21 protein-coding genes are annotated in these 23701 nt (G+C 62.8%); 8 read left to right on the top strand and 13 right to left on the bottom strand.

Features of this window, described 5'->3' with window-relative positions:
- Nucleotides 1–185 precede the first annotated feature (185 nt).
- Entirely contained in the window at nucleotides 186–1643 is a 1458-nt protein-coding gene (mltF, locus tag ABIB24_RS04810) for a membrane-bound lytic murein transglycosylase MltF (RefSeq protein ID WP_013971158.1), read from the top strand.
- Between the two features lie 111 nt (nucleotides 1644–1754).
- Here mltF and tadA read toward each other — a convergent pair whose 3' ends face one another.
- The 6 genes from tadA to ABIB24_RS04780 form a co-directional block, all read right to left on the bottom strand.
- Nucleotides 1755–2234, bottom strand: coding sequence for a tRNA adenosine(34) deaminase TadA (tadA, locus tag ABIB24_RS04805; protein ID WP_063911428.1), 480 nt, complete (start codon nucleotides 2232–2234; stop codon nucleotides 1755–1757).
- Nucleotides 2234–3616 (bottom strand): multicopper oxidase family protein, encoded by a 1383-nt coding sequence (locus ABIB24_RS04800; protein ID WP_354316175.1) that lies wholly within the window; start codon nucleotides 3614–3616, stop codon nucleotides 2234–2236. Before ABIB24_RS04800 ends, tadA begins: the two co-directional genes overlap by 1 nt.
- An 89-nt stretch (nucleotides 3617–3705) precedes the next feature.
- Entirely contained in the window at nucleotides 3706–5133 is a 1428-nt protein-coding gene (locus ABIB24_RS04795; protein ID WP_354316190.1) for a M48 family metallopeptidase, read from the bottom strand.
- Nucleotides 5134–5209: 76 nt separating this feature from the next.
- Entirely contained in the window at nucleotides 5210–5908 is a 699-nt protein-coding gene (locus ABIB24_RS04790) for a hypothetical protein (protein WP_354316174.1), read from the bottom strand.
- Nucleotides 5868–6533: a hypothetical protein gene (locus tag ABIB24_RS04785; protein ID WP_354316173.1), complete on the bottom strand. Its 666-nt coding sequence runs from the start codon at nucleotides 6531–6533 to the stop codon at nucleotides 5868–5870. Before ABIB24_RS04785 ends, ABIB24_RS04790 begins: the two co-directional genes overlap by 41 nt.
- Nucleotides 6530–6976, bottom strand: a complete 447-nt coding sequence (locus tag ABIB24_RS04780) for a hypothetical protein (protein ID WP_085664539.1) — start codon at nucleotides 6974–6976, stop codon at nucleotides 6530–6532. The genes ABIB24_RS04785 and ABIB24_RS04780 overlap by 4 nt, the downstream gene beginning before the upstream one ends.
- A gap of 177 nt (nucleotides 6977–7153) precedes the next feature.
- Here ABIB24_RS04780 and ABIB24_RS04775 point away from each other — a divergent pair, with 177 nt between their 5' ends.
- The 3 genes from ABIB24_RS04775 to ABIB24_RS04765 all read left to right on the top strand — a co-directional run bounded on the left by ABIB24_RS04775 (nucleotide 7154) and on the right by ABIB24_RS04765 (nucleotide 10147).
- Nucleotides 7154–8098, top strand: coding sequence for a helix-turn-helix transcriptional regulator (locus ABIB24_RS04775; protein ID WP_354316172.1), 945 nt, complete (start codon nucleotides 7154–7156; stop codon nucleotides 8096–8098).
- Between the two features lie 139 nt (nucleotides 8099–8237).
- Complete coding sequence (locus ABIB24_RS04770; protein WP_354316171.1) at nucleotides 8238–9290, top strand: hypothetical protein; 1053 nt, start codon at nucleotides 8238–8240, stop codon at nucleotides 9288–9290.
- Nucleotides 9278–10147 carry a hypothetical protein gene (locus tag ABIB24_RS04765; protein WP_354316170.1) on the top strand — a complete coding sequence of 290 codons (870 nt, stop codon included), beginning with the start codon at nucleotides 9278–9280 and terminating at the stop codon, nucleotides 10145–10147. Before ABIB24_RS04770 ends, ABIB24_RS04765 begins: the two co-directional genes overlap by 13 nt.
- A gap of 134 nt (nucleotides 10148–10281) precedes the next feature.
- Here ABIB24_RS04765 and guaA read toward each other — a convergent pair whose 3' ends face one another.
- From guaA to ABIB24_RS04745, 4 genes are all read right to left on the bottom strand, one after another.
- A complete protein-coding gene (gene guaA / locus ABIB24_RS04760; RefSeq protein WP_013971139.1) occupies nucleotides 10282–11859 on the bottom strand; it encodes a glutamine-hydrolyzing GMP synthase in 1578 nt (525 codons plus the stop codon).
- 78 nt (nucleotides 11860–11937) lie between these two features.
- Nucleotides 11938–13407 (bottom strand): IMP dehydrogenase, encoded by a 1470-nt coding sequence (gene guaB / locus ABIB24_RS04755; protein WP_013971138.1) that lies wholly within the window; start codon nucleotides 13405–13407, stop codon nucleotides 11938–11940.
- An 86-nt stretch (nucleotides 13408–13493) separates the two neighbouring features.
- Nucleotides 13494–14051: a hypothetical protein gene (locus ABIB24_RS04750; protein WP_025337880.1), complete on the bottom strand. Its 558-nt coding sequence runs from the start codon at nucleotides 14049–14051 to the stop codon at nucleotides 13494–13496.
- Nucleotides 14052–14102: 51 nt separating this feature from the next.
- Nucleotides 14103–14858, bottom strand: coding sequence for a sulfite exporter TauE/SafE family protein (locus tag ABIB24_RS04745; protein ID WP_354316169.1), 756 nt, complete (start codon nucleotides 14856–14858; stop codon nucleotides 14103–14105).
- A 97-nt stretch (nucleotides 14859–14955) separates the two neighbouring features.
- Between ABIB24_RS04745 and ABIB24_RS04740 the strand changes: the two genes are divergently transcribed.
- From ABIB24_RS04740 to leuA, 4 genes are all read left to right on the top strand, one after another.
- Nucleotides 14956–15834, top strand: a complete 879-nt coding sequence (locus tag ABIB24_RS04740; RefSeq protein ID WP_013971136.1) for a LysR family transcriptional regulator — start codon at nucleotides 14956–14958, stop codon at nucleotides 15832–15834.
- 252 nt (nucleotides 15835–16086) lie between these two features.
- A complete protein-coding gene (gene xseA, locus ABIB24_RS04735) occupies nucleotides 16087–17466 on the top strand; it encodes an exodeoxyribonuclease VII large subunit (protein ID WP_354316168.1) in 1380 nt (459 codons plus the stop codon).
- Between the two features lie 3 nt (nucleotides 17467–17469).
- Nucleotides 17470–18297, top strand: a complete 828-nt coding sequence (locus ABIB24_RS04730; RefSeq protein WP_137163084.1) for a M23 family metallopeptidase — start codon at nucleotides 17470–17472, stop codon at nucleotides 18295–18297.
- A 424-nt stretch (nucleotides 18298–18721) separates the two neighbouring features.
- Complete coding sequence (gene leuA, locus ABIB24_RS04725) at nucleotides 18722–20395, top strand: 2-isopropylmalate synthase (protein WP_085587545.1); 1674 nt, start codon at nucleotides 18722–18724, stop codon at nucleotides 20393–20395.
- Between the two features lie 238 nt (nucleotides 20396–20633).
- Here the strand turns inward: leuA and ABIB24_RS04720 are convergent, their stop codons facing one another.
- Genes ABIB24_RS04720 through zwf form a run of 3 tightly spaced genes read right to left on the bottom strand, consistent with a single transcriptional unit; the run spans nucleotide 20634 to nucleotide 23501 of the window.
- Complete coding sequence (locus tag ABIB24_RS04720; RefSeq protein WP_354316167.1) at nucleotides 20634–21314, bottom strand: bifunctional 4-hydroxy-2-oxoglutarate aldolase/2-dehydro-3-deoxy-phosphogluconate aldolase; 681 nt, start codon at nucleotides 21312–21314, stop codon at nucleotides 20634–20636.
- Nucleotides 21315–21331: 17 nt separating this feature from the next.
- Complete coding sequence (gene pgl, locus ABIB24_RS04715) at nucleotides 21332–22045, bottom strand: 6-phosphogluconolactonase (RefSeq protein WP_085587541.1); 714 nt, start codon at nucleotides 22043–22045, stop codon at nucleotides 21332–21334.
- Entirely contained in the window at nucleotides 22032–23501 is a 1470-nt protein-coding gene (zwf, locus tag ABIB24_RS04710; protein ID WP_085616745.1) for a glucose-6-phosphate dehydrogenase, read from the bottom strand. The genes pgl and zwf overlap by 14 nt, the downstream gene beginning before the upstream one ends.
- Nucleotides 23502–23701 lie beyond the last annotated feature (200 nt).

Here is a 23701-nt window from a genome sequence, read left to right as displayed (position 1 = left end):
TGGGGCGCGCAGCGGCCCCAGATTTTCAGCTCCGCCGCAAATATCCCGGGGCCGCTGCGCGCCCCATCGCGACACAAGGCCGCTCCTACAAGGGGACCAGGCCGCCATTGTACATAAAGCGCTACCAGACAAGCTAACAGTTGTCGAGATATGGTTGGGCCAGTCCTTTGCGTATACTGCAACCTATGTTCGCCCACACTGCTTTGCGCCAGCGTTGCGCCAGATGGCTTTTCGCAACCGGACTCTTTCTGCTGCTCGGTGCCTGCGTTGAAAAACCCAGCACCCTCGAGCGCGTGAAGGAGGATGGCGTGCTGCGCGTGATCACCCGCAACAGCCCGGCCACCTACTTCCAGGACCGCAACGGCGAAACCGGCTTCGAATACGAGCTGGTCCAGCATTTCGCCGAGGATCTCGGCGTAAAGCTGCAGATCGAGACCGCCGACAACCTCGACGAGCTGTACGACAGCCTCGGCAAGCCCTCCGGCCCGGTGCTGGCAGCGGCCGGCCTGGTCACCAGCGAGCGGCGCAAGGCCCAGGTCAGGTACTCCCACCCTTACCTGGAAGTGACCCCACAGGTCATCTACCGCAACGGCCGCACGCGCCCCACCAACGCCAAGGGCCTGGTCGGCAAGAAGATCATGGTGCTCAAGGGCAGCAGCCACGCCGACCAGCTGGCCGAGCTGAAAAAGCAGTACCCGGGCCTGGAATACGAAGAATCCGACGCCGTCGAGGTGGTCGACCTGCTGCGCATGGTCGATGAAGGCCAGATCGACCTGACCCTGGTCGACTCCAACGAGCTGGCGATGAACCAGGTGTACTTCCCCAACGTGCGGGTTGCCTTCGACCTGGGCGACACCCGCGACCAGCGCTGGGCGGTGGCGGCCGGTGAAGACAACAGCCTGCTCAACGAGGTCAACGAGTTCCTCGACAAGGCACAGAAGAACGGCACCCTGCAACGCCTGAAGGACCGCTACTACGGCCATGTCGACGTACTGGGCTATGTGGGTGCCTACACCTTCGCCCAGCACCTGCAGCAGCGCCTGCCCAAGTACGAGAAGCACTTCAAGAGCTACGCCAAGGTCGAGCAGGTGGACTGGCGCCTGCTGGCCGCCATCGGCTACCAGGAATCGATGTGGCAGCCCGAGGTCACCTCCAAGACCGGCGTGCGCGGCCTGATGATGCTGACCCAGCGCACCGCCCAGGCGATGGGCGTATCCAATCGCCTGGACCCGAAGCAGAGCATCCAGGGCGGCGCCAAGTATTTCATGAAGATCAAGGAAGAGCTCGACGACAGCATCCAGGAACCGGACCGCACCTGGTTCGCCCTGGCCGCCTACAACGTCGGCACCGGCCACCTGGAAGACGCCCGCACCCTGGCCAAGCGCGAGAAGCTCAACCCGAACAAGTGGCTGGACGTGAAGAAGATGCTGCCACGGCTTTCGCAGAAGCAGTGGTATCGGCAGACCAAATACGGTTATGCACGTGGCGGCGAGCCGGTGCATTTCGTGGCCAACATCCGTCGCTACTACGACATCCTCACCTGGGTGACCCAGCCGCAGCTCGAAGGCCAGGTGGCCGAGGGCAGCCTGCATGTGCCCGGGGTGAACAAGGACAAGCCGGCGGAGCAGTCGCCGCCGATGTAAGCCTGCACCGGCCTCTTCGCGGGTAAACCCGCTCCCACAGGTACATCACAGGTTTTGAAGATAGTGGTATTCCTGTGGGAGCGGGTTTACCCGCGAAGGGGCCGGAACAGGTCAAGACTTGGCCCGGCGGGCCTTGAAGAAGTCACTGAGGATCTGCCCGCACTCCTCCGCCAGCACCCCGCCCTCCACCATCACCCGGTGGTTCAGGAAGCCCTGCCCGAAGAACTGCCCCTGGCTCTGCACGATCCCCGCCTTGGGCTCCAGCGCGCCGTAGACCACCCGCATCACCCGCGAATGCACGATCAACCCCGCACACATGCTGCACGGTTCCAGGGTCACATACAGGGTGCTGCCCGGCAGCCGGTAGTTGCTGGCGGATTTCGCCGCCGCGCGAATGGCCACCATCTCGGCGTGCGCACTGGGGTCACTGTCGATGATCGGCCGATTGAAGCCCTGCCCGATCACCTGCCCGTGCTGCACCAGTACCGCGCCCACCGGCACCTCGCCCATGGCCGCACCTTCGGCGGCCAGGGCCAGGGCCAGGCGCATGAATTCCTGATCGCGGCTGCGATCGATGATCTGCGGGCGCATCAGACCACCGCGATCGCGGCCATCAGGCCGGTTTCCATGTGGTCGATGACGTGGCAGTGGAACATCCAGGTGCCCGGGTTATCCGCCACCAGCGCCACCTGGGCGCGCTCGTTCTTGCCCAGCAGGTAGGTATCGGTGAACCACGGCTCCTTGATGTCGTGGCGGTTGGAGCCAATCACCTTGAAGCTCATGCCGTGCAGGTGGATCGGGTGCTGGTACTGGGTCATGTTCTTCAGCTCGAAGATGTAGCTCTTGCCCTTCTTCAGCGTGGCAATCGGCCGATCGGCGCAAGTCTTGTCGGTGATATCCCAGGCCTGGCCGTTGATCTGCCACATGCTCGACGGCCTATCCTGGTCCGTAGTGACCGAGACTTTCGCCGCCCACTCGAAATTGAAGTTGAGCTTTTCGGCATTCTCCAGGTCCGGCTCGGCGATCGGGTTGGGCGGGAGCGCCGGCGGCCAGTCGCTCGGCGCGTCGTTGCTGGCCACCGAACGCAGGGTGCCCAGGCGAACGAAACCGTCGCGCAGGGAGATCTCCTCCCCCGCCTCGGGTATACGAATAGCCAGGCAGATACGCATGCCTGGGCCGAGCCAGTAGTCATCGTCCAATGGGCGCGGGGTTACCGGGTTGCCGTCCAGAGCATAGATTTTTGCCTCGCAGTTGCCCTTGAGGTTGAGGCGGTAGGTCCAGGTGTTGTCCAGGTTAAGCAGACGCACCCGCACAACCTGGCCGGCTGGCAGCTCGGTGACCGAATCGGCCTGGCCATTGATGGTGATCAGGCGCCCGGCGGTGCCGTTGCGCGCCGCCTCACGCGGGATGCTGAACGGCAACCAGGCGCCCTGCTCGTCCACGTGCCAGTTCTTCAGGCTGAGCGTGCGCTCATGCTGGAAGCCGGTCGGCTCGCGCTCCTCGACGATCAGCGGGCCGACCAGGCCACGGCCCAGCTCTTCGGAGCTGCTGACGTGCGGGTGGTACCAGTAGCTGCCGGCATCCGGCACACGGAACTTGTAGTCGAAATACTCGCCCGGCTTGACCGGCAGTTGCGACACATAGGGCACGCCGTCCATTTCCAGCGGCAGGCGGATACCGTGCCAGTGGATGGTGGTTTCGACCGGCAGGTGGTTGATGAAGCGCACCCGCAGCCAGGTACCCTGGCGCACGCGCAGTTCGGTACCCGGTGCCGACGGGCCGAAGGCCCAGGCCTCGGTCTTGTGCCCAGGCACCAGTTCGACATCCAAGGGCGCTGCGATCAGCTCATAGTCATGGCCGGCGTTGTCATCTTCGACCTTGCCCAGCCAATAACGCGCCGCGCCACCGGCGCCCAGGCCAACCACAACCAGGCCGGTCAGGCCCTTGAGCATTCGTCGACGGGTGAAGGACATCGGTGCGGGTACCTCGTGTTCTGCGCAATCAAGCTGCCAGCATGGCTGGCGATGAAGGGCGAATACGATACACCTGCAAATGGGAAATATTAAGTGAAGTCTCTTTGGATGCTAACAGCAGCCTTGCTATCGCACGTGCTGTCGGGGGCCAGACAAAGGTCGTTGAACCATTGCTGGTCCCCAACGGACGGCACGCGCAAGGCCGCCTGCAGCAATTGCGGGTCGAGCAGAATGTCCAGGTTGTTCAGGCGCGTGGCTATGTCGGGGTGCGTATCGAACGGATGAGTAGTGGCCAGCCCCAGCACTTCCTCGCCCAGGTGCAACGGCGTGCCTTGCAGGTGCGCCGCCAGCGCCTGCAAAAGGTTGCTGCCACCGTGAGCGAGCAGCAAGCCGTCGATCACCCTGCCCAGGGCAATCACCCGTAACAGCGCCTGTACGAACAGCTTCGGGCCAGCGACCTCGGCACCTGCCCGATCAGCCAGCAATTCCTGTGCACGCCCCCAGTGATGAACCGCAAGCTGGAAATGGTGCAAGAACTGCCCGGCCAGCCACAAGGTGGGCCGAACCACCCAGCGCGGAGCATCCTCGTCGCCGACCATGGCCGAATAATGCGCGCACATCAGGCTGAATCGCGCACTGGTTTCGCTACCCCGCTCCGTATCACGGCGCCTGAAATGGCCCAGTTCGTGACCGATGATCGAGGCCGCCTCGGCCTGGCTCAAGGCGGCCAGGCAAGGTAGAGGCAGATACAATGTGCGCCCCCTGAGGACCTGCCCGTCGGGCTGCAGCAGGATCGGAACGCTGGTGACGAAAAACCCTTGGTCAAGCCCGACCACGATATGGTCCGGGGCCGGCGCGTGCAGTTGCGTTGCCAAGGTCTCGATCCACTGCCACACCGCTGGGGTCGCCTGCCTGCCGAGCGGGCGGGCCAGAAAACTGGCGGTCGGAGACTGCATCAGCGGCCACTGCCGACGCATTCGCCAGACCTGGCGAACACACACAACCAGAACAGAGGCCAGCGGCAGTACCACGATCAGCACCGTCATGCCGCCCTGCGCTGCGCGGCTCGCTCCGGAACTGGCCTCGTAGAGCAACGACAGGCAAAGCGAACCGGCAAGCATGACCATGTAAATGCTCAAGCAACAGCCCAGGCCCTGCCAGCTGGCCATCATGCGCTCATGCAGATAGGCCGCAGAACGCAGCGCCCGCCAGGCGTCCAACTTCAGCTTGAGCCAGGCCCAGAGGCCTGCCAGCAAAGCGGCCACCGCCAGCCAGCAGCTCACACTGGCCATCATCTTGCGTACGCTTACCCAGTGGCGATCCGCATCGAGCAGGTCCAGTTGGCGCTGCAGGGCCTGCCGCGGATCGAGATGCCTGGCAAGCTCCTTGCGGGCTTCCCACGGCAATTGGCGTAGCAACGTCTCATTGGGGGCAGCCAGCCATTGCCGTATGGTCCGGGCCTGATCCTGCGCCGTGTCAGCCCGCCAGTACTGCACTTTACCCCAGCCAAACAGCACCAGTGGCAACAGCAGCAGGATCAGGCCCCAACCGAAGCGCCTCATTGCCCCATAGCGCCAACGGTCACGATCAGGCTCATCTGGCCGCATCACCCAGACGCGCCACGCCCGGAAACAACTGCGCCAACGTACGCCTGGCCTGGGCCGCTTGCACATAGGCATAAAGCAGATCCACCAGTTCCTGCAGGCCAAGGCGGCGCCCGGCCACGACGGGCGTGCACAACCACAGCCTGACGCGCAAGCCGCCCGCGACGACCACCGCGTCAGGCGAGGCCAGCGCCCTGAAACAGGCCGGTGCCAGCGCTGGTGCATGGCTGAACGCCGACACGGTAAAGATCAGCCGGGTGGTGAAGTAACCCTGCTCGACCTCGAAACCGTCGAAGGAATGCAGTGGGGTCGGCGCCTGCGCGTTGGCGAAGCACAGGGTATCTGGCGTCACGCTCAGCACCCGCTTGCCGTGCCGGCGGTATAGCACGACGGCGCAGGCTAGCCCCGCTACCCCGAGGCCGGCCAGGCCGAGGCCGAAACCAGACATCAGCCAGATGACACCGCTGCTGGCACCGGGACTGAACTGCACCGCCAGGGCGGTCAGCCATATCCCCAGTGCGCCGAACAGCAGGCCAATCACAGCACAGGCCAGCGCCTTGCCGAGCGAGCGCTCCAGCAGTACGAAGCTGTCGGTGGGGCCATCAGCCTGCTCCTGCAGGTACGCGAGGTGGGCTTCGCGTTCGCCGTTATCCATCGGTCTGCAACAGATCCAGTTGCCGTTGCGCATGTGCCGCATCGCGGTAGGCCGCCAGCAGGGCGAGCACTTCCTCGTTCCCCAGCTTGCGTCCGTTGCTGGCCAGGCCTGCGGACATGATGCGGATCTGCGGTCGCGGTTTCTTCAACACCATGGCCTGGTTACCGAAGAACTGCAGTTTCACCACATGATGCTTTGGCAGGACGGCTTCGCTGCTCATTTCCAGCGTCTGCACCATGACCAGCCCTTCATCCTTGACCGAAACGTCTTCCACTTCCGCCAGGTCTACCGGTGCATCCAGCGTATCGACAAACAATTGCCGGCGGGTCAGGCGCATGAATACCTGGGTACCGGCATTACGGTGTTGCCAGGTCACCGCTGCTGCAATCAAGGTGATGAAGACACCGGCTGCAACCGCCCCCAAGCGCTCAGGGTTGAATGTCACGGCCGTGATGATCAGGGAACCCAGCAACAATACTGGCCCCCAGACCCGGTAACGCCGGGAGTTGGTGAACTCGCTCTGCTCGGGCACGCGCTCGATCACTTGCTTGAGCTCAGCGATCACCCGGTCGCGCTGGGCGGCACGGCTTTGCTCATAGTCCTGACCGAGCGAGCCAGACAGCTCGGACAGCGGGTCGTTGAACTCGCCCATGGTCATTGCGCCTCCGTGTTCTGTGCTGCCAGGTAATCGGTAAGGAATGCCTGGGCATTGCCCTGATGCGACAGCCCTTCCGAATAGCCGACCTGCATTGCCTGAGCCTCACCCGGCAGATACAGTTCGCCGCCCCAGTTACCCTGGATGATCAGCACAACGTATTTCTTGCCATCCACGGTGGTGGAGTAACGGGTATCCCTGCTGGTTTTCTCCACCTGCATTTTCTGGATGCGCATGTTCCAGTCGTGATCGACGCCCTCGATTTGTACCAGCGCTTCGTTGGCGGCGCGTGCACCGATGCGCAGCGTCCACACCTTGGCACCTTGCGTCCCCGTGTAGGCAATTACCTGGTCAGCCACTTCCGGCCGTTCTTCAGCGTGAACCTGGCCCAGCCACAGGCTGAGCGCAGCCACCAGAAGGGCAGTCCATTTGCGATAAGCGAGCATGTCTTTTCCATCCTGAATCGGAACAAACGCCCATTGAAATAAGCCTGGCCCGTCTAGCCAACCCCGCTGACCGGTTCGCACAACAGACAGCGCCGTGCGCACAATGGCTGTCGCTGAAAATGTGCACGCGTTACCATTTCCGGCCATGCCGCCCTCAGCCAAGGATGCCTAGCGCACATGCGATCGATCAGCCCCTACCTCGACACCGACTTTTCATTCGATAGCCCCGGGTCACTCGCCGAGGCCGGTGTGCTGGACGCGAACAGCGCGCGGGTGATGGGCAGCGCGTCCGGCCACTATCGGGCGCAGACGGTACACGACGGGTTGCAGTACTTCGATTGCAACCTGCAATTTCCGGAGCCGCTGAGGATCGACAAGGTGCTGCCGCAAAGCCTGTGCATCGTGCAGGTGTTCGACGGGGCGTGGCAGCACACGGTGGACGGAAGGCTCAACTGTTATGCCCCTGGCCAATTGCACATGCTGGGCCTTGGTGAAAGCCTGGAGGCCCAGGACCAATTGCCCGCCAACAGTCACGCCCGTATGGCCGGGGTACGTATTGCTGGCGATTACCTGCACGAGCTGGCCCGGGACGACGCGCAGCTGAAGCCTCTGCTGGCGCTGGTCGCCGATGGCATGCGCTTCGACCAGTTGCCACAGTGCCCAGCGGTGAGCCGCCTGTTCCAGCAGCTCTATCTGTCGCCCTACACCGGCGGGCTCAGGCGCCTGCATTGCGAGAGCCTGAGCCTGGCCATCGTGCTGGAGCTGGCCAGCCACCTGATCGGGCACAGGTCTGCCGAGAAGATTCAGGACCGGGGGCGCCGCGATCTCGCCGTTGAAACGCGCCGCCAGCTCGACGAAAACCTGAACGCCCCGCCCACTGCTGCAGCCCTCGCTCGCCAATTGGGGGTGAGCGAAACCACCATGCGCCGCGCGTTCAGCCACGAATACGGCCGGTCGCTCCTGCAATACGTTCGGCAACAAAGAATGGAACTGGCCCGCGCCCTTCTGCTGGAGCGTCGATGGCAGGTATCGCAGGTTGCCTACCATGTCGGCTACGCCAACCCTGCCAATTTCTGCCATGCCTACAAGGCGTATTTCGGGCATTCTCCTGGGGCCGAGTAGGATTCCAGGCTCCCTGTATCTAGAATTTCAGTCAAAAAGATATTTTCAACAAGCGCTGAAATTGGTGATTCGACTGAAAAACTTGACAGATTTTCATTAAAAGCCCTATTTTCAACGGATGATGAAATTAGCAGATCTAGTGAAAATCGAAGAGCAGTCTGCCGATGCACTCCGCAGCATCCTGGCCGAGGTCCCGGCTGCCGAGCGGCTGGAAGTCAGCTTAGCCAAGCGAAACGACGAAATAGACTTGGTCGCCCAACTCGAGGTATTCGGCGAACGGCACACACTGGTAGCTGAGGTGAAATCAAATGCGCAACCTCGTCATGTTCGCGCTGCGCTACTCCATCTACAGGACTATGTACGGCGCCAGCCTGAGTCAGTAGTCCCTGTACTGATCGCGCCCTATTTGTCAGTCGAAGCTCAAGCATTGTGCAGGCAGTACAACGTCGCGTATCTCGATCTGGAGGGTAATGCCCGGTTTGCCTTTGGCACGTTCTTCATTTCTCGTCAGGTCGCCAGCAAACCAACAGCCGAACGACGTGAACTGCGTTCCTTGTTCAAGCCAAAATCAGCTCAGGTATTACGGCGCATGCTGCGTGAGCCTGCGCATCCATGGCGAGTTGCTGAGCTGGCAGAAGCAGCTGGTGTCAGTCTCGGCCTGGTGAGCAACGTTCGCTCAGGGCTGCTGGACCGTGAGTGGGCCGAACGCTCAGAGCAGGGGATATTCCTGTCTGATCCTGATGCTTTACTCGATGCCTGGCGCGAGGATTACGAACCGCCCCCACACAAACGAATAGGCTTTTACACGACGCTGCATGGCGCATTGTTTGACGAAGCTATCCGTACGCTTCATCCACAGCAAGACGGGAAAGTAACTGCAGCAATGGCTTCGTTTACCGCAGCAACGTGGCTGGCACCGTATGGACGCACTGGAACCCACTACTTCTACGCCGATTTGCAGGGGATCGAAAAACTGCGCTCGACTCTGAAACTATCTCCCAGTAACAAAGGGGAGAACGTGATCGTTTATCTGCTTGATGATCAAGGATTATTAGACGACATCGTGGAGCCCGCCCCCGGAGTCATTTGCACCAGCCCTGTGCAGACCTACCTTGATCTCGCCAAATCGGGAGAGCGAGGACGAGAGGCGGCTGATTTTCTTCGACAAGAGAAACTGAAATGGTCGAAATGACTCCGAATGAACCGCAGCGGGCTAATGACTACGACGACCGCACCACAGCAGCGGTCAAGTCCGTTTTGATTGAGATCGGACAAGTCCTTGGTAGCTTCAAAGGCAAATTCGCCGTGGTAGGGGGCGCCGTACCCTGGCTATTGCTGAATGAAAACGAAGACATGCCGCACGTGGGTACGCTCGACCTCGATCTTGGCCTCGATGCTGAAGCGCTGGGGGACGGTGAGTACGCCAACCTGGTCGATGAGTTACTGAGTCATGGCTATGCACAAAGTCAGCAGCTAAAACGCTTCCAGCTAGTGCGGCAAATCAAAACGGTCGACGACGGGCCTCCTATTGATGTGATCATTGACTTCCTGAGGCCGAAAGACACAGAACTGGTAAAGAACGTACCACCACTTATCACTGACTTCGCAGTGCAACGCGCTGACGGTGCCGATCTGGCCCTTCGTTTTTACCAGATGGTGGCGATTTCCGGGAACATGCCAAACGGCGGCACCAATCGCGTCGAGGTCGCCGTTTGTTCCATCCCTGCTCTGCTCGCAATGAAAGGCCACGCCATCGAAGGACGTTACAAGCAAAAAGACGCGTATGACATCTACTACTGCGTTCGGAATTACCCAGGGGGATCTGAAGCATTAGCAGAGGAGTGTCGCCCTGTGCTTGAGATCGCCAGTGGAAAGGCCGGCTATACATTTATCGCCAAAAAGTTCGACTGCGTAGAGGGCTTTGGCCCCACTTGTGTACGCGGCTTTGTTGAAGAAACACAGATCTTGGGCGATCGCACCCCAGAACAGTGGCAGCTAGATGCGTTCGGGCAGGTCGATGCGTGGCTTCGGGCTTTGGGTATTCGATAGCGAACAAGGACCAGAAACAGGTTCCGACCGGAGCCACCTGCCAAATTGTCAGACTGCTAAAACCAGAAGCCCGCAATCAAGCGGGCTTCTGGACTTTGTACGCAAGTCGCTGCCGGTTTATGCCGGACGCGGGATCATTCCCACTCGATGGTCGCTGGCGGCTTGCTCGACACGTCGTAGGTAACGCGCGAGATACCGTCGATTTCGTTGATGATACGGCCGCTGACGGTTTCCAGCAGTTCGTACGGCAGGTGCGCCCAGCGCGCGGTCATGAAATCCACGGTCTCGACGGCACGCAGGGCCACGACCCAGGCGTAGCGACGGCCATCGCCAACGACGCCAACCGACTTGACCGGCTGGAACACCACGAATGCCTGGCTGGTCTTGTGGTACCAGTCGGCCTTGCGCAGCTCTTCGATGAAGATGTGGTCGGCGCGACGCAGGATGTCGGCGTATTCCTTCTTCACTTCACCGAGGATACGCACGCCCAGGCCCGGGCCCGGGAACGGGTGGCGGTAGACCATGTCGTACGGCAGGCCCAGCTCCAGGCCGATCTTGCGCACTTCGTCCTTGAACAGTTCACGCAGCGGCTCGACCAGCTTGAGGTTCATTTCCTCAGGCAGGCCACCGACGTTGTGGTGCGACTTGATCACGTGGGCCTTGCCGCTCTTGGCGCCAGCCGATTCGATCACGTCCGGGTAGATGGTGCCCTGGGCGAGGAACTGGATGTTTTCCAGCTTGCTGGCTTCGGCATCGAACACGTCGATGAAGGTGCGGCCGATGATCTTGCGCTTCTTCTCCGGGTCGGCTTCGCCGGCCAGGTTGTCGAGGAACTGCTTTTCAGCGTCGGCGCGGATGACCTTGACGCCCATGTTCTCCTTGAACATGGCCATCACCTGGTCGCCTTCGTGCAGGCGCAGCAGGCCGTTGTCGACGAATACGCAGGTCAGCTGGTCGCCGATGGCGCGGTGCAGCAGTGCGGCAACGACGGAGCTGTCGACGCCGCCGGACAGGCCCAGCAGGACGTTGGCCGAACCAACCTGCTCACGCACCTGGGCAATAGCATCTTCGACGATGTTGGACGGAGTCCACAGGGCTTCACAGCCGCAGATGTCCTGCACGAAGCGGGACAGAATGCGACCGCCCTGCTTGGTGTGGGTCACTTCCGGGTGGAACTGCACGCCGTAGTAGCCGCGCGCGTCGTCGAACATGCCGGCGATCGGGCAGCTCGGGGTGCTGGCCAGCACGTGGAAGTTGCCCGGCATCTGGGTGACCTTGTCGCCGTGGCTCATCCACACGTCCAGGCCCAGTACGCCGTCGGCATCGATGTGGTCTTCGATGCCGTCGAGCAGGCGGCTCTTGCCGACCACGTCCACACGGGCATAACCGAATTCACGCAGGTCGGAGCCTTCGACCTTGCCGCCCATCTGCTCGGCCATGGTCTGCATGCCGTAGCAGATACCCAGCACGGGTACGTTCAGGTCGAACACCGCCTGCGGGGCGCGCGGGCTGTTGGCTTCGTGGACCGACTCGGGGCCGCCGGCGAGGATGATGCCGCGCGGGTTGAATTCGCGGATCGCTTCATCGTCCATGTCGAACGGATGCAGCTCGCAGTACACGCCGATTTCGCGCACGCGGCGGGCGATCAGCTGGGTGTACTGGGAACCGAAATCGAGGATCAGGATGCGGTGAGCGTGAATGTCGAGGGCCATGACTCAATCTCGTCAGTGGAAATCGGAAACGACGCGGGGCTGTCATGACAGCCCCGCATGCTTGTATTGCTTGAAGCCTCAGCCTACGCGGTAGTTAGGGGCTTCTTTGGTGATCTGCACGTCATGCACGTGGGACTCGGCCATGCCGGCACCGGTGATGCGCACGAATTCCGGCTTGGTGCGCATCTCTTCGATGGTTGCGCTGCCGGTATAGCCCATGGACGAACGCAGGCCGCCCATCAGCTGGTGGATGATCGCGGCCAGGGCGCCCTTGTAGGGAACACGGCCTTCGATGCCTTCCGGTACCAGCTTCTCGGCGCCGGCCGAGGAGTCCTGGAAGTAGCGGTCGGACGAGCCTTGCGCCTGTGCCATGGCACCCAGCGAGCCCATGCCGCGGTAGGCCTTGTAGGAACGGCCCTGGAACAATTCGACTTCACCCGGAGCCTCTTCGGTACCGGCGAACATCGAACCCATCATCACGCAGGAAGCACCGGCGACGATGGCCTTGGACAGGTCACCCGAGAAGCGGATGCCGCCGTCGGCGATCAGCGGCACGCCAGTGCCTTCCAGTGCAGCGGCAACGTTGGCGATGGCGCTGATTTGCGGCACGCCGACACCGGCAACGATACGGGTGGTGCAGATCGAGCCCGGGCCGATACCGACCTTGACCGCGTCAGCGCCAGCTTCGGCCAGAGCCTTGGCGGCAGCGCCGGTGGCGATGTTGCCGCCGATCACCTGCACTTGCGGGTAGGTTTCCTTGACCCAGCGAACGCGGTCGATCACACCTTTGGAGTGACCGTGGGCGGTGTCGACCACCACCACGTCAACGCCAGCAGCCACCAGGGCGGCAACGCGCTCGCCGGTGTCCTTGCCGGTGCCGACCGCGGCGCCGACGCGCAGGCGACCCTGGTCGTCCTTGCTGGCCAGCGGGTAGGCCTTGGCCTTTTCGATGTCCTTGACGGTCATCATGCCCTTGAGGTTGAACTTGTCGTCAACGATCAGGACTTTTTCCAGGCGGTGCTTGTGCAGCAGCTCACGGACTTCGTTCTTGTCGGCGCCTTCGCGGACGGTGACCAAACGCTCTTTCGGGGTCATCACGTCGCGGACCTTGGCATCCAGGCGGCTTTCGAAGCGCACGTCACGGGAGGTGACGATGCCGACCAGGTCGCCGTTCGCCAGCACCGGAACGCCAGAGATGTTGTTCAGGCGGGTCAGGTCGAACAGGTCGCGCACGGTGGCGTCGGCGTCGATGGTGATCGGGTCCTTGACCACGCCAGCCTCGAACTTCTTGACCTTGCGGACTTCGCTGGCCTGCTGTTCGATGGTCATGTTCTTGTGGATGATGCCGATGCCGCCTTCCTGGGCCATGGCAATGGCCAGGCGCGCTTCGGTCACGGTATCCATGGCGGCGGAAACCAGCGGAATGTTCAGCTCGATGCCGCGGGTCAAACGGGTCTTGAGACTGACTTCATTGGGCAGTACCTCGGAATAGCCAGGTACAAGGAGGATATCGTCGAAGGTCAGGGCTTCTTGGCTGATACGCAGCATCGCGGGGGCTCCCGGGCGGGAAAAATGGAAGCGCGCCATTATACTCATGCACGGCGCGCCGCTCAATGCAAAATAAGGGCCTTCGGTCAGCCTTGTGGCAGTTTTACCTGTACCACGGTCACCGGCTGGTCGAGCCAGTCGGCGAAGCTGTCGAGAAAGGCCTGGGTGAACCCGGCCTCGCCCCAGTTGTTGAAGATGAACCCCAGGTTGGAAAAGGCACATGGCTGCAGGTAAATGAAGCCATTGATGTCATCTTCGAAGCCGCACAACGGGCAGGTGAAGTTGTCGCTCACCGCCGGCATCCATTCTTCCAGGCTTTCGAACAGCGGCTCACCCACCTCGCCCCGGCACTCGGGGCAACCGGCCTCTTCGAGGAAACCTTCGGTAGGGGTATAGATGCAGCGCTTGAGCATCACCTCCAGGCCGTTGACCTGCTCGCCGAAGGGCAGTTTCTGCGGGTGCAGGGCGACTTTGCGGGCACCTTCGGCCAGGGCATGGCCCATGCGATTGCCGGTGCGGCCACAGGTGGTCAGCTGTTCCTCGACGACTTTCTCGCGCACCAGCCAGCGCAGGATGGCGCGGGCCCGGGCTTCATGCACCGGGACGGTAGACAGCTTGGGAACGATGATGCTCTGGGTGTTCATGAACGGGACAAGCCTGAAAAACTGCGGTATTGGCGCAATTCTACCGCCTGCTCAGGCGCTCAGGTAGCGACCGATCAGCGCCAGGCCGCTGGCCAGCACCAGCCAGGTGACCAGGCGCACGAAAGCTTCGCGGGACAGCCGGTGGGTGAGCCTGCGCCCTGCCCAGAGGCCGACGAGCATGACCGGCAACAGGCAGGCAGCGAGCAGCAGCAGGTTCTGGTCGGCATAGACACCTGCGATCAGGAACAGTGTCAGGCGCACCACCGTACTGCAACTGATCAGCGCGCTCTGGGTAGCGCGCACCTGTTCCTTCACCTCCAGCCGCGCGCTCAGGTACAGGGCATAAAGAAAGCCGCCGCTGCCGAACAAGGCACCGAACAGCCCGCCTGCCGTGCCCATCGGCATTGCCCAGAAACCCGACAGACTGGCCGGCCGCACCTTCACCGCCAGCCCGTACAAGGCATAGGCCGTGACGAACAGGCCCATCAGCAGCAGCAACAGGTCGGACTTCAGCTGTAGCAGGAATACCACGCCCAGCGTGCAGCCAATGGCCATGAACGGCAGCAGCCGCAGCAGTTCGCCGCGCACGACATCGCGGCGCGAGGGCAACAGGTTGCCGAAGGCGGCGACGAAATCCAGCAGCACCAGCAGCGGAATGATCCGCGACAGCGGCATGAAGTGGATCAGCACTGGGCCCGCCACCAGCGCGGTGCCGAAACCGGCGATGCCGAAGACGATGTAGGCAGCGCCGACACCAAGCAGGATGGGCAGCCAGTCAAGGCCGGAAAACGACAGTTGGGCGAGCATGGCAGCAGCTCCTGGGAAGACAGGCAAAGGTTAGCCAGCCATGAGCCATGCCGACTAATATGCCTTTGTCGCCACACTCATCTCGAAAAGGCATGACATGACGTCGATCCGCCAATTGCGTTACTTCGTGGAAATCGCCGAATGCGGCAGCTTCAGCGCTGCCGCCGAGCGGCTGTACATCGCCCAGTCGGCGCTGAGCCGGCAGATCAAGGAACTGGAGCAGCAACTGGGCACGCCGCTGTTCGAGCGCACCGCGCGCCTGCCGCGCCTGACACTGGCTGGCCAGGCCTTCCTGGAACGGGCGCGGCGCTTGCTGGCCGACCTGGCGCAGGCCGAGAGGGTTACCCGCGATATTGGCGAAGGGTTGCAGGGCAGCCTGCGCCTGAACCACTCCAGTACCGTACCGCTGACCGGCCCGTTGCTGGCTCGCCTGGGCGGCTACTTGCGCGACAACCCAGGGGTTTCGCTGGAAATTGCCCAGCAGTCGTCGGAGGCTCAACTGGAGGATATCGCTGCCGGGCGGTTGGATATCGGCCTGCTGCGCTTGCCGGTGCTGCGCCAGCATGAAGGGGTAGTGCTGCATGAACTGTTCAGCGAACCCCTGCTGCTGGCGGTCGCCGCCGCGCATCCCTTGGCCAGCGCGCCACAGGTGAAACTGGAACAACTGCGGGAAGAGCGCTTCATTTCCATTCCGCACCGGGACCGTGGCGGGCTGAGCTACCTGTCGGCCTCGATGTGCATGGAGGCAGGCTTTTTCCCGCGAGCGGCGCAGGTGCTGTCGCGCAAGACCACCCAGTTGCAGCTGATTCAGGCGGGGTTTGGGGTGGCGTTGTTGCCGGAATGCATGCGTGAGATTGCGCCAGCGTCAGTCAGCTTCGTGGCGCTGGAAGGAGGGTGTGAGAGTACTGTGGCGATGGCTTGCAGGCGTGACGCAGGTTCGATGGTGCGCCAGTTCGTGACGGCGATGCAGGCCTGAAGGGCCTGCCCCTATAGAACTGCACATAACTCAGTGAATTAGCAGGTGTCCTGTGGGAGCGGCTTTAGCCGCGAACACCGGCGCAGCCGGTGCCATGCACCGCGTTGGATTCTTCGCGGCTAAAGCCGCTCCCACAGGGTATGCGGACTGCTTGCACTTTCGGTTATCTACGCGACAGCGCAGCCCAAAGGGCTGGGCCGGCGATAGGGCCGGGACAGACAACCGGGGCCGATGTCCTTTATGATGCCCGCCATGATCAGAGACCCTTTCGAACGACTCGGCCTGGACCGCGAGGTCCTTACCGTCAGCCAACTGAACGGCCGCGCCCGCGTGCTGCTGGAAGACGTGTTCCGCAGCGTGTGGGTGGAAGGCGAGATTTCCAACCTCGCCCGCCCGGCGTCCGGCCACATGTACTTCACCCTCAAGGACAGCGGCGCACAGGTGCGTTGCGCGCTGTTCCGGCAGAACGCCATGCGGGTGCGCCAGGCCCTGCGCGACGGCCTGGCGGTGCGGGTACGCGGCAAGGTTTCGCTGTTCGAAGGGCGTGGCGACTATCAGCTGATTCTCGACACCGTCGAGCCGGCCGGTGATGGCGCCCTGCGCCTGGCCTTCGAAGCACTGAAGGAAAAGCTCGGTGCCGAGGGGCTGTTCAGCGCCGAACGCAAGCAGCCGCTGCCAGCCCACCCGCAGCGCATCGGCATCATTACCTCGCCCACCGGTGCAGTGATCCGCGACATCATCAGTGTGTTCGGTCGCCGCGCCCCGCAGGTGGAGCTGAACCTGATCCCCACCGCAGTACAGGGCCGCGAAGCCATTGCACAGATCGTGCGCGCCATCCGCCTGGCCGACAGCCTCGGGTTCGATGCGCTGATCCTGGCCCGGGGCGGTGGCTCGCTGGAAGACCTGTGGTGCTTCAACGAAGAAGCCGTGGCGCGGGCCGTGGCCGCCTGTGTCACGCCGATTGTCAGCGCCGTGGGCCATGAGACCGATGTCTCGATCAGCGACTTCGTCGCCGACGTGCGCGCGCCCACACCGTCTGCTGCCGCCGAGCTGCTGGCCCCCGACAACAGTGGCCTGCAGCAACGCCTGGATGGCCTGCAACGGCGCCTGCTGCTGCGCATGCAGAACCGCCTGACCCACGACCGCCTGCGCCTGGAGTCGCTGACCCGGCGCCTGCGCCACCCGGGCGAGCGCCTGCGCCAGCAGGCCCAACGCCTGGACGACCTGGACATGCGCCTGCGCCGCGCGTTCATGCTCAACCTCAACCAGCGTCACGAGCGCCTGGCACGCCTGGACACCCGCCTCGCCGCGCAACACCCGGGGCGCACCCTGAAACTGCTGGGCCAACGCCTGGACAGCCTGGCCGAGCGCCTGCCACGGGCCATGCGCGAGGTGCTCAAGGACCGCCGCCAGCGCTTCCAGGCCCAGTTGCAGACGCTGCAGGTGGTCAGCCCGCTGGCCACCCTCGCCCGCGGCTACAGCATCCTGCTGGACGAACAGGGCCAGGCCATCCGCAGCGCCGAACAGACCCGCAATGGCCAGCGCCTGACCGCCCGCCTGAACGAAGGCGAGCTGTTGGTGCGGGTCGAAGACAACCACCTGACCCCGGTCACCCTCTCACTTCTGGACTGACACATGCCCCGCCTGCTCGCGCCCCTGCTTGCCCTTTCCCTCCTGCTGCTGGCCGGCGGCGCCCAGGCCAGCTACATCACCCGCACGCTGAACAAGCCGGTACCCGGCGGCGTGGCGGTGGTCGACCTCGGCCCCGCCGCCAGCGCGCCCAGCGCCCGCTTCGACGGCAAACCGGTGCTGGTGGTGAAAGAGCAGGACAACTGGCTGGCCATCGTCGGCATCCCGCTGACCCAGAAGCCCGGCACCGCGGTGCTGAGCCAGGGCGGCCGTACCCTGCCTTTCAGCGTAGGTAGTAAAAAGTACCCCGAGCAGCGCATCACCCTGAAGAACACCCGCCAGGTCAACCCGAACCCGGCCGACCTCAAGCGCATCGATCGTGAGCTGGCCGAGCAGATCAAGGCTTACCGCAGCTTCAGCCCGACCCTGCCCAGCAATCTGATTCTCGACAAGCCGGTCAGTGGCCCGCTGTCGAGCAAGTTCGGCGTGCGCCGTTTCTTCAATGGCGAAGAACGCAACCCGCATGCCGGGCTGGACTTCGCGGTGCCGGCCGGCACGCCAATCAAGACCCCGGCAAATGGCAAGGTGATCCTGGTGGGCGATTACTTTTTCAACGGCCGCACGGTGTTCGTCGACCACGGGCAGGGCTTTATCAGCATGTTCTGCCATATGTCGAAGATCGATGTGCAGGTGGGGCAGCAGTTGCGCCGGGGCGAGGTGGTGGGGCGTGTGGGCTCGACCGGGCGGGCTACCGGGCCGCACATGCACTGGAACGTCAGCCTGAACGATGCGCGGGTGGATCCGGCGATTTTCATTGGCGCGTTCCAGCCCTGAGAGCGGTACTGCCTGTGCCGGCCTCTTCGCGGGTAAACCCGCTCCCACAGGGATGGCGTTACACCTGTGGGAGCGGGTTCACCCGCGAAAGGGCCGGCACAGTCGACATCAGTTCAACTGTGTTGCGCCATCGAAAAATACTGCGCAAAAATCGAGAAGCACTCAGAAAATTACAGCGATAAAATCTCGCCTTTCAGCTTTTTTTAAGCATTCCTCTCAATTTTTCCTGAACGCTTGCCATCCCCCACCCCACTGGTTAGGGTTGAAGGCATGAAAACCTTCAGCACCCTCATCCTGCTCCGACAACATCGCAGCCTCTGCCTGGTCAGCGCCCGACTACCAGGCTGAATCGCGTCGCCTCGCCTTTTCATCTCGTTATCGCTCGGCAGGCCCGATCTCGGCCGCACACAAAAGGATTGCTTCCATGACCATGCTCAAAGACCCTTCGAAGAAATACCGCGCTTTCCCGACCATCGACCTGCCTGACCGTACCTGGCCGTCGAAGACCATCACCGCCGCGCCAATCTGGTGCAGCTCCGACCTGCGTGATGGCAACCAGTCGCTGATCGAGCCAATGGATTCGGAGAAGAAACTGCGCTTCTGGAAGACCCTGGTGCAGGTTGGCGTGAAGGAAATCGAAGCCTCGTTCCCGTCCGCCTCGCAGACCGATTTCGATTTCGTGCGCATGCTGATCGAAGACGGCCACATCCCGGACGACACCACCATCCAGGTGCTCACCCAGGCCCGTGAAGACCTCATCGCCCGCACCTTCGAGTCGCTGCGCGGGGCGAAGAAGGCCATCGTCCACCTGTACAACGCCACCAGCCCGTCGTTCCGCCGCATCGTCTTCAACCAGGACAAGCAAGGCGTGAAGGACATCGCGGTGAACGCGGCCAAGCTGTTCGTCAAGTACGCCGCCCAGCAGCCGGAAACCCAGTGGACCTTCCAGTACTCGCCGGAAACCTTCAGCGCCACCGAGATGGAGTTCGCCAAGGAAGTCTGCGACGCGGTCATCGAGGTGTGGAACCCGACCCCCGAGCACAAGATCATCCTCAACCTGCCGGCCACCGTGGAAGTGTCCACCCCGAACATCTATGCCGACCAGATCGAATGGTTCTGCCGTAATGTCAGCCGTCGCGACAGCGTGATCATCAGCCTGCACTGCCACAACGACCGTGGCACCGGCATTGCCGCCACCGAACTGGGCCTGATGGCCGGTGCCGATCGCGCCGAAGGCTGCCTGTTCGGCAACGGCGAGCGTACCGGTAACGTCGACCTGGTGACCCTGGCGTTGAACCTCTACACCCAGGGCATCGACCCGCTGCTGGACTTCTCCGACATCGACGGCGTGCGCAAGGTGGTCGAAGAGTGCAACCAGCTGCCGGTGCACCCACGCCACCCGTACGTGGGCGACTTGGTCCACACCGCGTTCTCCGGCTCGCACCAGGATGCCATCCGCAAGGGCTTCGCCAAGCAGCAGGAAGGCGAGCTGTGGGAAGTGCCTTACTTGCCAATCGACCCGGCCGACATCGGCCGCAGCTACGAGGCGGTAATCCGCGTCAACAGCCAGTCGGGCAAAGGCGGCATCACCTACCTGCTCGAGCAGGAATACGGCATCAGCCTGCCGCGCCGCATGCAGATCGAGTTCAGCCAGGTAGTACAGGGTGAAACCGACCGCCTGGGCCTGGAAATGACCGCCCAGCAGATCTACAGCCTGCTGCACAAGGAATACCTCCAGGCCAACGCTCCGTACGCGCTGGTCAGCCACCGCCTGCAGGAAGAGAACGGCCACAGCGCCGTGGAAGTGGAAGTCGCCGGTGAAGGCGAAACCACCCTGCACTGGCGCGGCAAGGGCAACGGCGCACTGGAAGCACTGGTGGCCGGCCTGCCGATTGCCGTGGAGATCATGGACTACAACGAGCATGCCATTGGCGCCGGTACCAATGCCAAGGCCGCGGCCTATATCGAACTGCGCGTGGCCGGTGGCCGCCCGGTGCATGGTGTGGGTATCGATGAAAACATCACCACAGCCAGCTTCAAGGCACTGTTCAGCGCGCTGAACCGCTCGCTGAGCCTGCAGGAAGCCAAGGCGGCCTGAGCCGTGCCGCAATGAATGAGAAAGCCCGCATCGTTTGATGCGGGCTTTTTTGTTGGCCTGTGCCGGCCTCTTCGCGGGTGAACCCGCTCCCACAGGGATCGCGCTGCACTCAGCATCTGTACAGTACCTGTGGGAGCGGGTTCACCCGCGAAAGGGCCGGTACAGGCGCTGCAAGATCTCCAGGCAAAAAAAGGGGCGCCGACCAAGCGCCCCACAAGCCGTAAAGCACACAACAAATTCAGTTGGCGTCCAGCAGCGCCATCGCCTCCGCGCTGCACGCTTCGATCCGCGCCCAGTCGCCGTTCTTGATCCAGCTGCTGTCGAGCATCCAGGTACCACCCACGCACATCACATTGGGCAGCGCCATGTAATTGCGCACGTTGGCCGGGTTCACCCCACCCGTAGGGCAGAAACGAATATCGCCGAACGGGCCGCCAAAGGCCTTGATCGCCGCCACGCCGCCGCTGATCTCCGCCGGGAACAGCTTGAAGCGGCGGTAGCCCAGGGCGTACCCCATCATGATTTCGGACGGCGTGCTGATGCCTGGCAGCAGCGGGATCTCGCTCTCCACACCGGCTTCGAGAATGTCCTGGGTAATGCCTGGGGTAACGACGAATTGCGCACCCGCAGCTTCAACGGCGGCGAACATACCGCGATCGAGCACGGTGCCGGCGCCGACACAAAGCTCCGGGCGCTGCTCGCGCAACACCTGGATGGCCTTCAGGCCATATTGCGAGCGCAAGGTCACTTCCAGGGTACGGATACCGCCGGCGGCCAGGGCGTCAGCCAGCGGCAGGATGTCTTCCTCACGGGCGATGGTGATCACCGGCAGGATGCGCGCCTTTTCGCAAATGGCGTCGATCCGTGCGGCTTTGTCGGCCATCGAGAGCTTGGACTGTGGGCGTTCGAGGGTGGTCATGACTGTGGATCCTTGGCTCATGGGCACCAGTAGATGTCCAGGGGGGCGTGAAGAAAAGCGCGAATCGGCATTTCGGTAAGGTCGTTGCCAGCCAGCGCGGCGCGCAGGGTAGCGAGTTTGCCCTGCCCTTGTACGGACAGCGCGGTAAAGGCGGAGCTGGCCAGCAGCGAGCGGGTCATCGACAGGCGCTGGTGCGGCACGCTCGGTGCCAGCAAGGGCAGGCAGCGGCGTGGGTTGGCCAGGTCGAGGCCTGCCTCCAGGTTGGGGCTGGCGGGGAACAGCGAAGCGGTGTGGCCATCATCCCCCATGCCCAGCACCAGTACGTCGATCGGCGGCAGCTCGGCCAGGGCCTGATCGGCCTTGCCCGCGGCGGCATCAAGGTTCTCCGCCTGCTGGTAAAGGCCAACGAAGCGGGCCTTGGCCGCCGCGCCCTTGAACAGGTGGCGGGCCAGCAGGCCGGCGTTGCTGTCGGCGTGCTCCACCGGCACCCAGCGCTCATCGGCCAGGCTGACGGTGACCTTGGCCCAGTCGAGGTTTTCGCTGGCCAGCTGCTCGAGGAACGGCACCGGGCTACGGCCACCGGACAGCACCACGCAGGCCTGGCCCTTGGCGGCAATGGCCGCACGCAGGCGCTCGGCCACGTCATGGGCCTGGGTTGCGGCCAGAGCCTTGGCATCCGCCAGCTCGTGTACCTTCACAGCCGCTGGCAGTTTCAGTTCAGATATCCCCATACCACGCCCTCCCATCGCGTGTGATCAGTGCAATCGAGCTCATCGGCCCCCAGGAGCCTGCCGCGTATGGCTTGGGCGCATCGCCCGCGTTACGCCAGCCGGCGATCAGCTGGTCGCACCACTTCCACGCATACTCGATTTCGTCCTTGCGCACGAACAGGTTCTGGTTACCGCGCATCACTTCGAGCAACAGCCGCTCGTATGCATCCGGAATCCGTGCACTGCGCCAGGTATCGGAGAAATTCAGCTGCAACGGGCCGCTGCGCAGTTGCATGCCTTTGTCCAGGCCCTGCTCCTTGGTCATCACCCGTAAAGAGATGCCTTCGTCCGGTTGCAGGCGGATGATCAGCTTGTTACCGATCTGCAAACGCTGTTCCGGGGCGAAGATGTAGTGCGGCGTTTCCTTGAAGTGGATGACGATCTGCGACAGCTTCTGCGGCATGCGCTTGCCGGTACGCAGGTAGAACGGCACCCCCGACCAGCGCCAGTTACGGATGTCGGCACGCAGGGCGACGAAGGTTTCGGTGTCGCTCTGGGCGTTGGCGTTGTCTTCTTCCAGGTAACCAGGCACCGGCTTGCCATCGCTGTAGCCGGCGATGTACTGGCCGCGCACCACACGGGTGCTCAGCCCTTCACCGGTGATCGGTGCCAGGGCCTTGAGTACCTTGACCTTCTCGTCACGGATGGCATCGGCCGACAGTTCGCTGGGCGGGTCCATGGCGATCAGGCACAGCAGCTGCAGCAGGTGGTTCTGGATCATGTCGCGCAGCTGGCCGGCCTTGTCGAAGTAGCCCCAGCGGCCTTCGATACCGACCTTCTCGGCGACTGTGATCTCCACATGGGAGATGGAATTCTGGTTCCACTGGGTTTCGAACAGGCTGTTGGCGAAACGCAGGGCGATCAGGTTCTGCACCGTTTCCTTGCCCAGGTAGTGGTCGATGCGGTAGACCCGGCTCTCCGGGAAGAACCGCGCCACGGCATCGTTGACCCGGCGCGACGACTCCAGGTCGTGGCCAATGGGCTTCTCCAGTACCACCCGGGTGCGTTCGGCCAGCCCGGCCTTGTCGAGGTTTTCGCAGATGGCCCCGTACACCGCCGCAGCGGTGGCGAAGTAGGCGATCAGCGGCAGCTCGCCCGGCAACTGCTCGGCCAGGGCCTGGTAGCCCTCGGGCTGGAGGAAGTCCAGGTGCTGGTAGCTCAGCCTGGCGAGGAAGCGGCCCAGCGCGGCGGGCTCGATATCGGCCTCGGGCACATGCCGGCGCAGGTGCGCTTCGATGCTGTCCAGGTGGCCCTGCGCGCTACCGGCCTCGCGGGCCAGCGCCAGCAGGCGGGTTTCCGGGTGCAACAGGTTGGCCCGGTCGAGCTGGTAGAGCGCAGGAAACAGCTTGCGCAATGCCAGGTCGCCGAGGGCGCCAAACAGGGCAAAGGTGCAAGGTTCGACACTGATCGCAGCCATGATGTTGGTTCTTTCCTAAAGTTGGTCTAGGAATACCGCTTTCACATACGGTTTTCAAGGGATAATGTAGTAAAAACCACAACATTACACACAAGTGTTACAGACAAGTGGTACGTCAACCGCGCCGACAGTACGATAGACGACCGTGCAAAAAGCCTGCTGCTCCCACAGCCGGCTGTCTTCCCGACCCAAGGACACAC

It is taken from the genome of Pseudomonas sp. UYEF17, assembly GCF_040546125.1.
GTDB classification, from domain to species: domain Bacteria; phylum Pseudomonadota; class Gammaproteobacteria; order Pseudomonadales; family Pseudomonadaceae; genus Aquipseudomonas; species Aquipseudomonas putida_Z.
The sequence above is the reverse complement of the archived record's forward strand: the minus strand, read 5'-3'. Positions and strand labels throughout refer to the sequence as shown.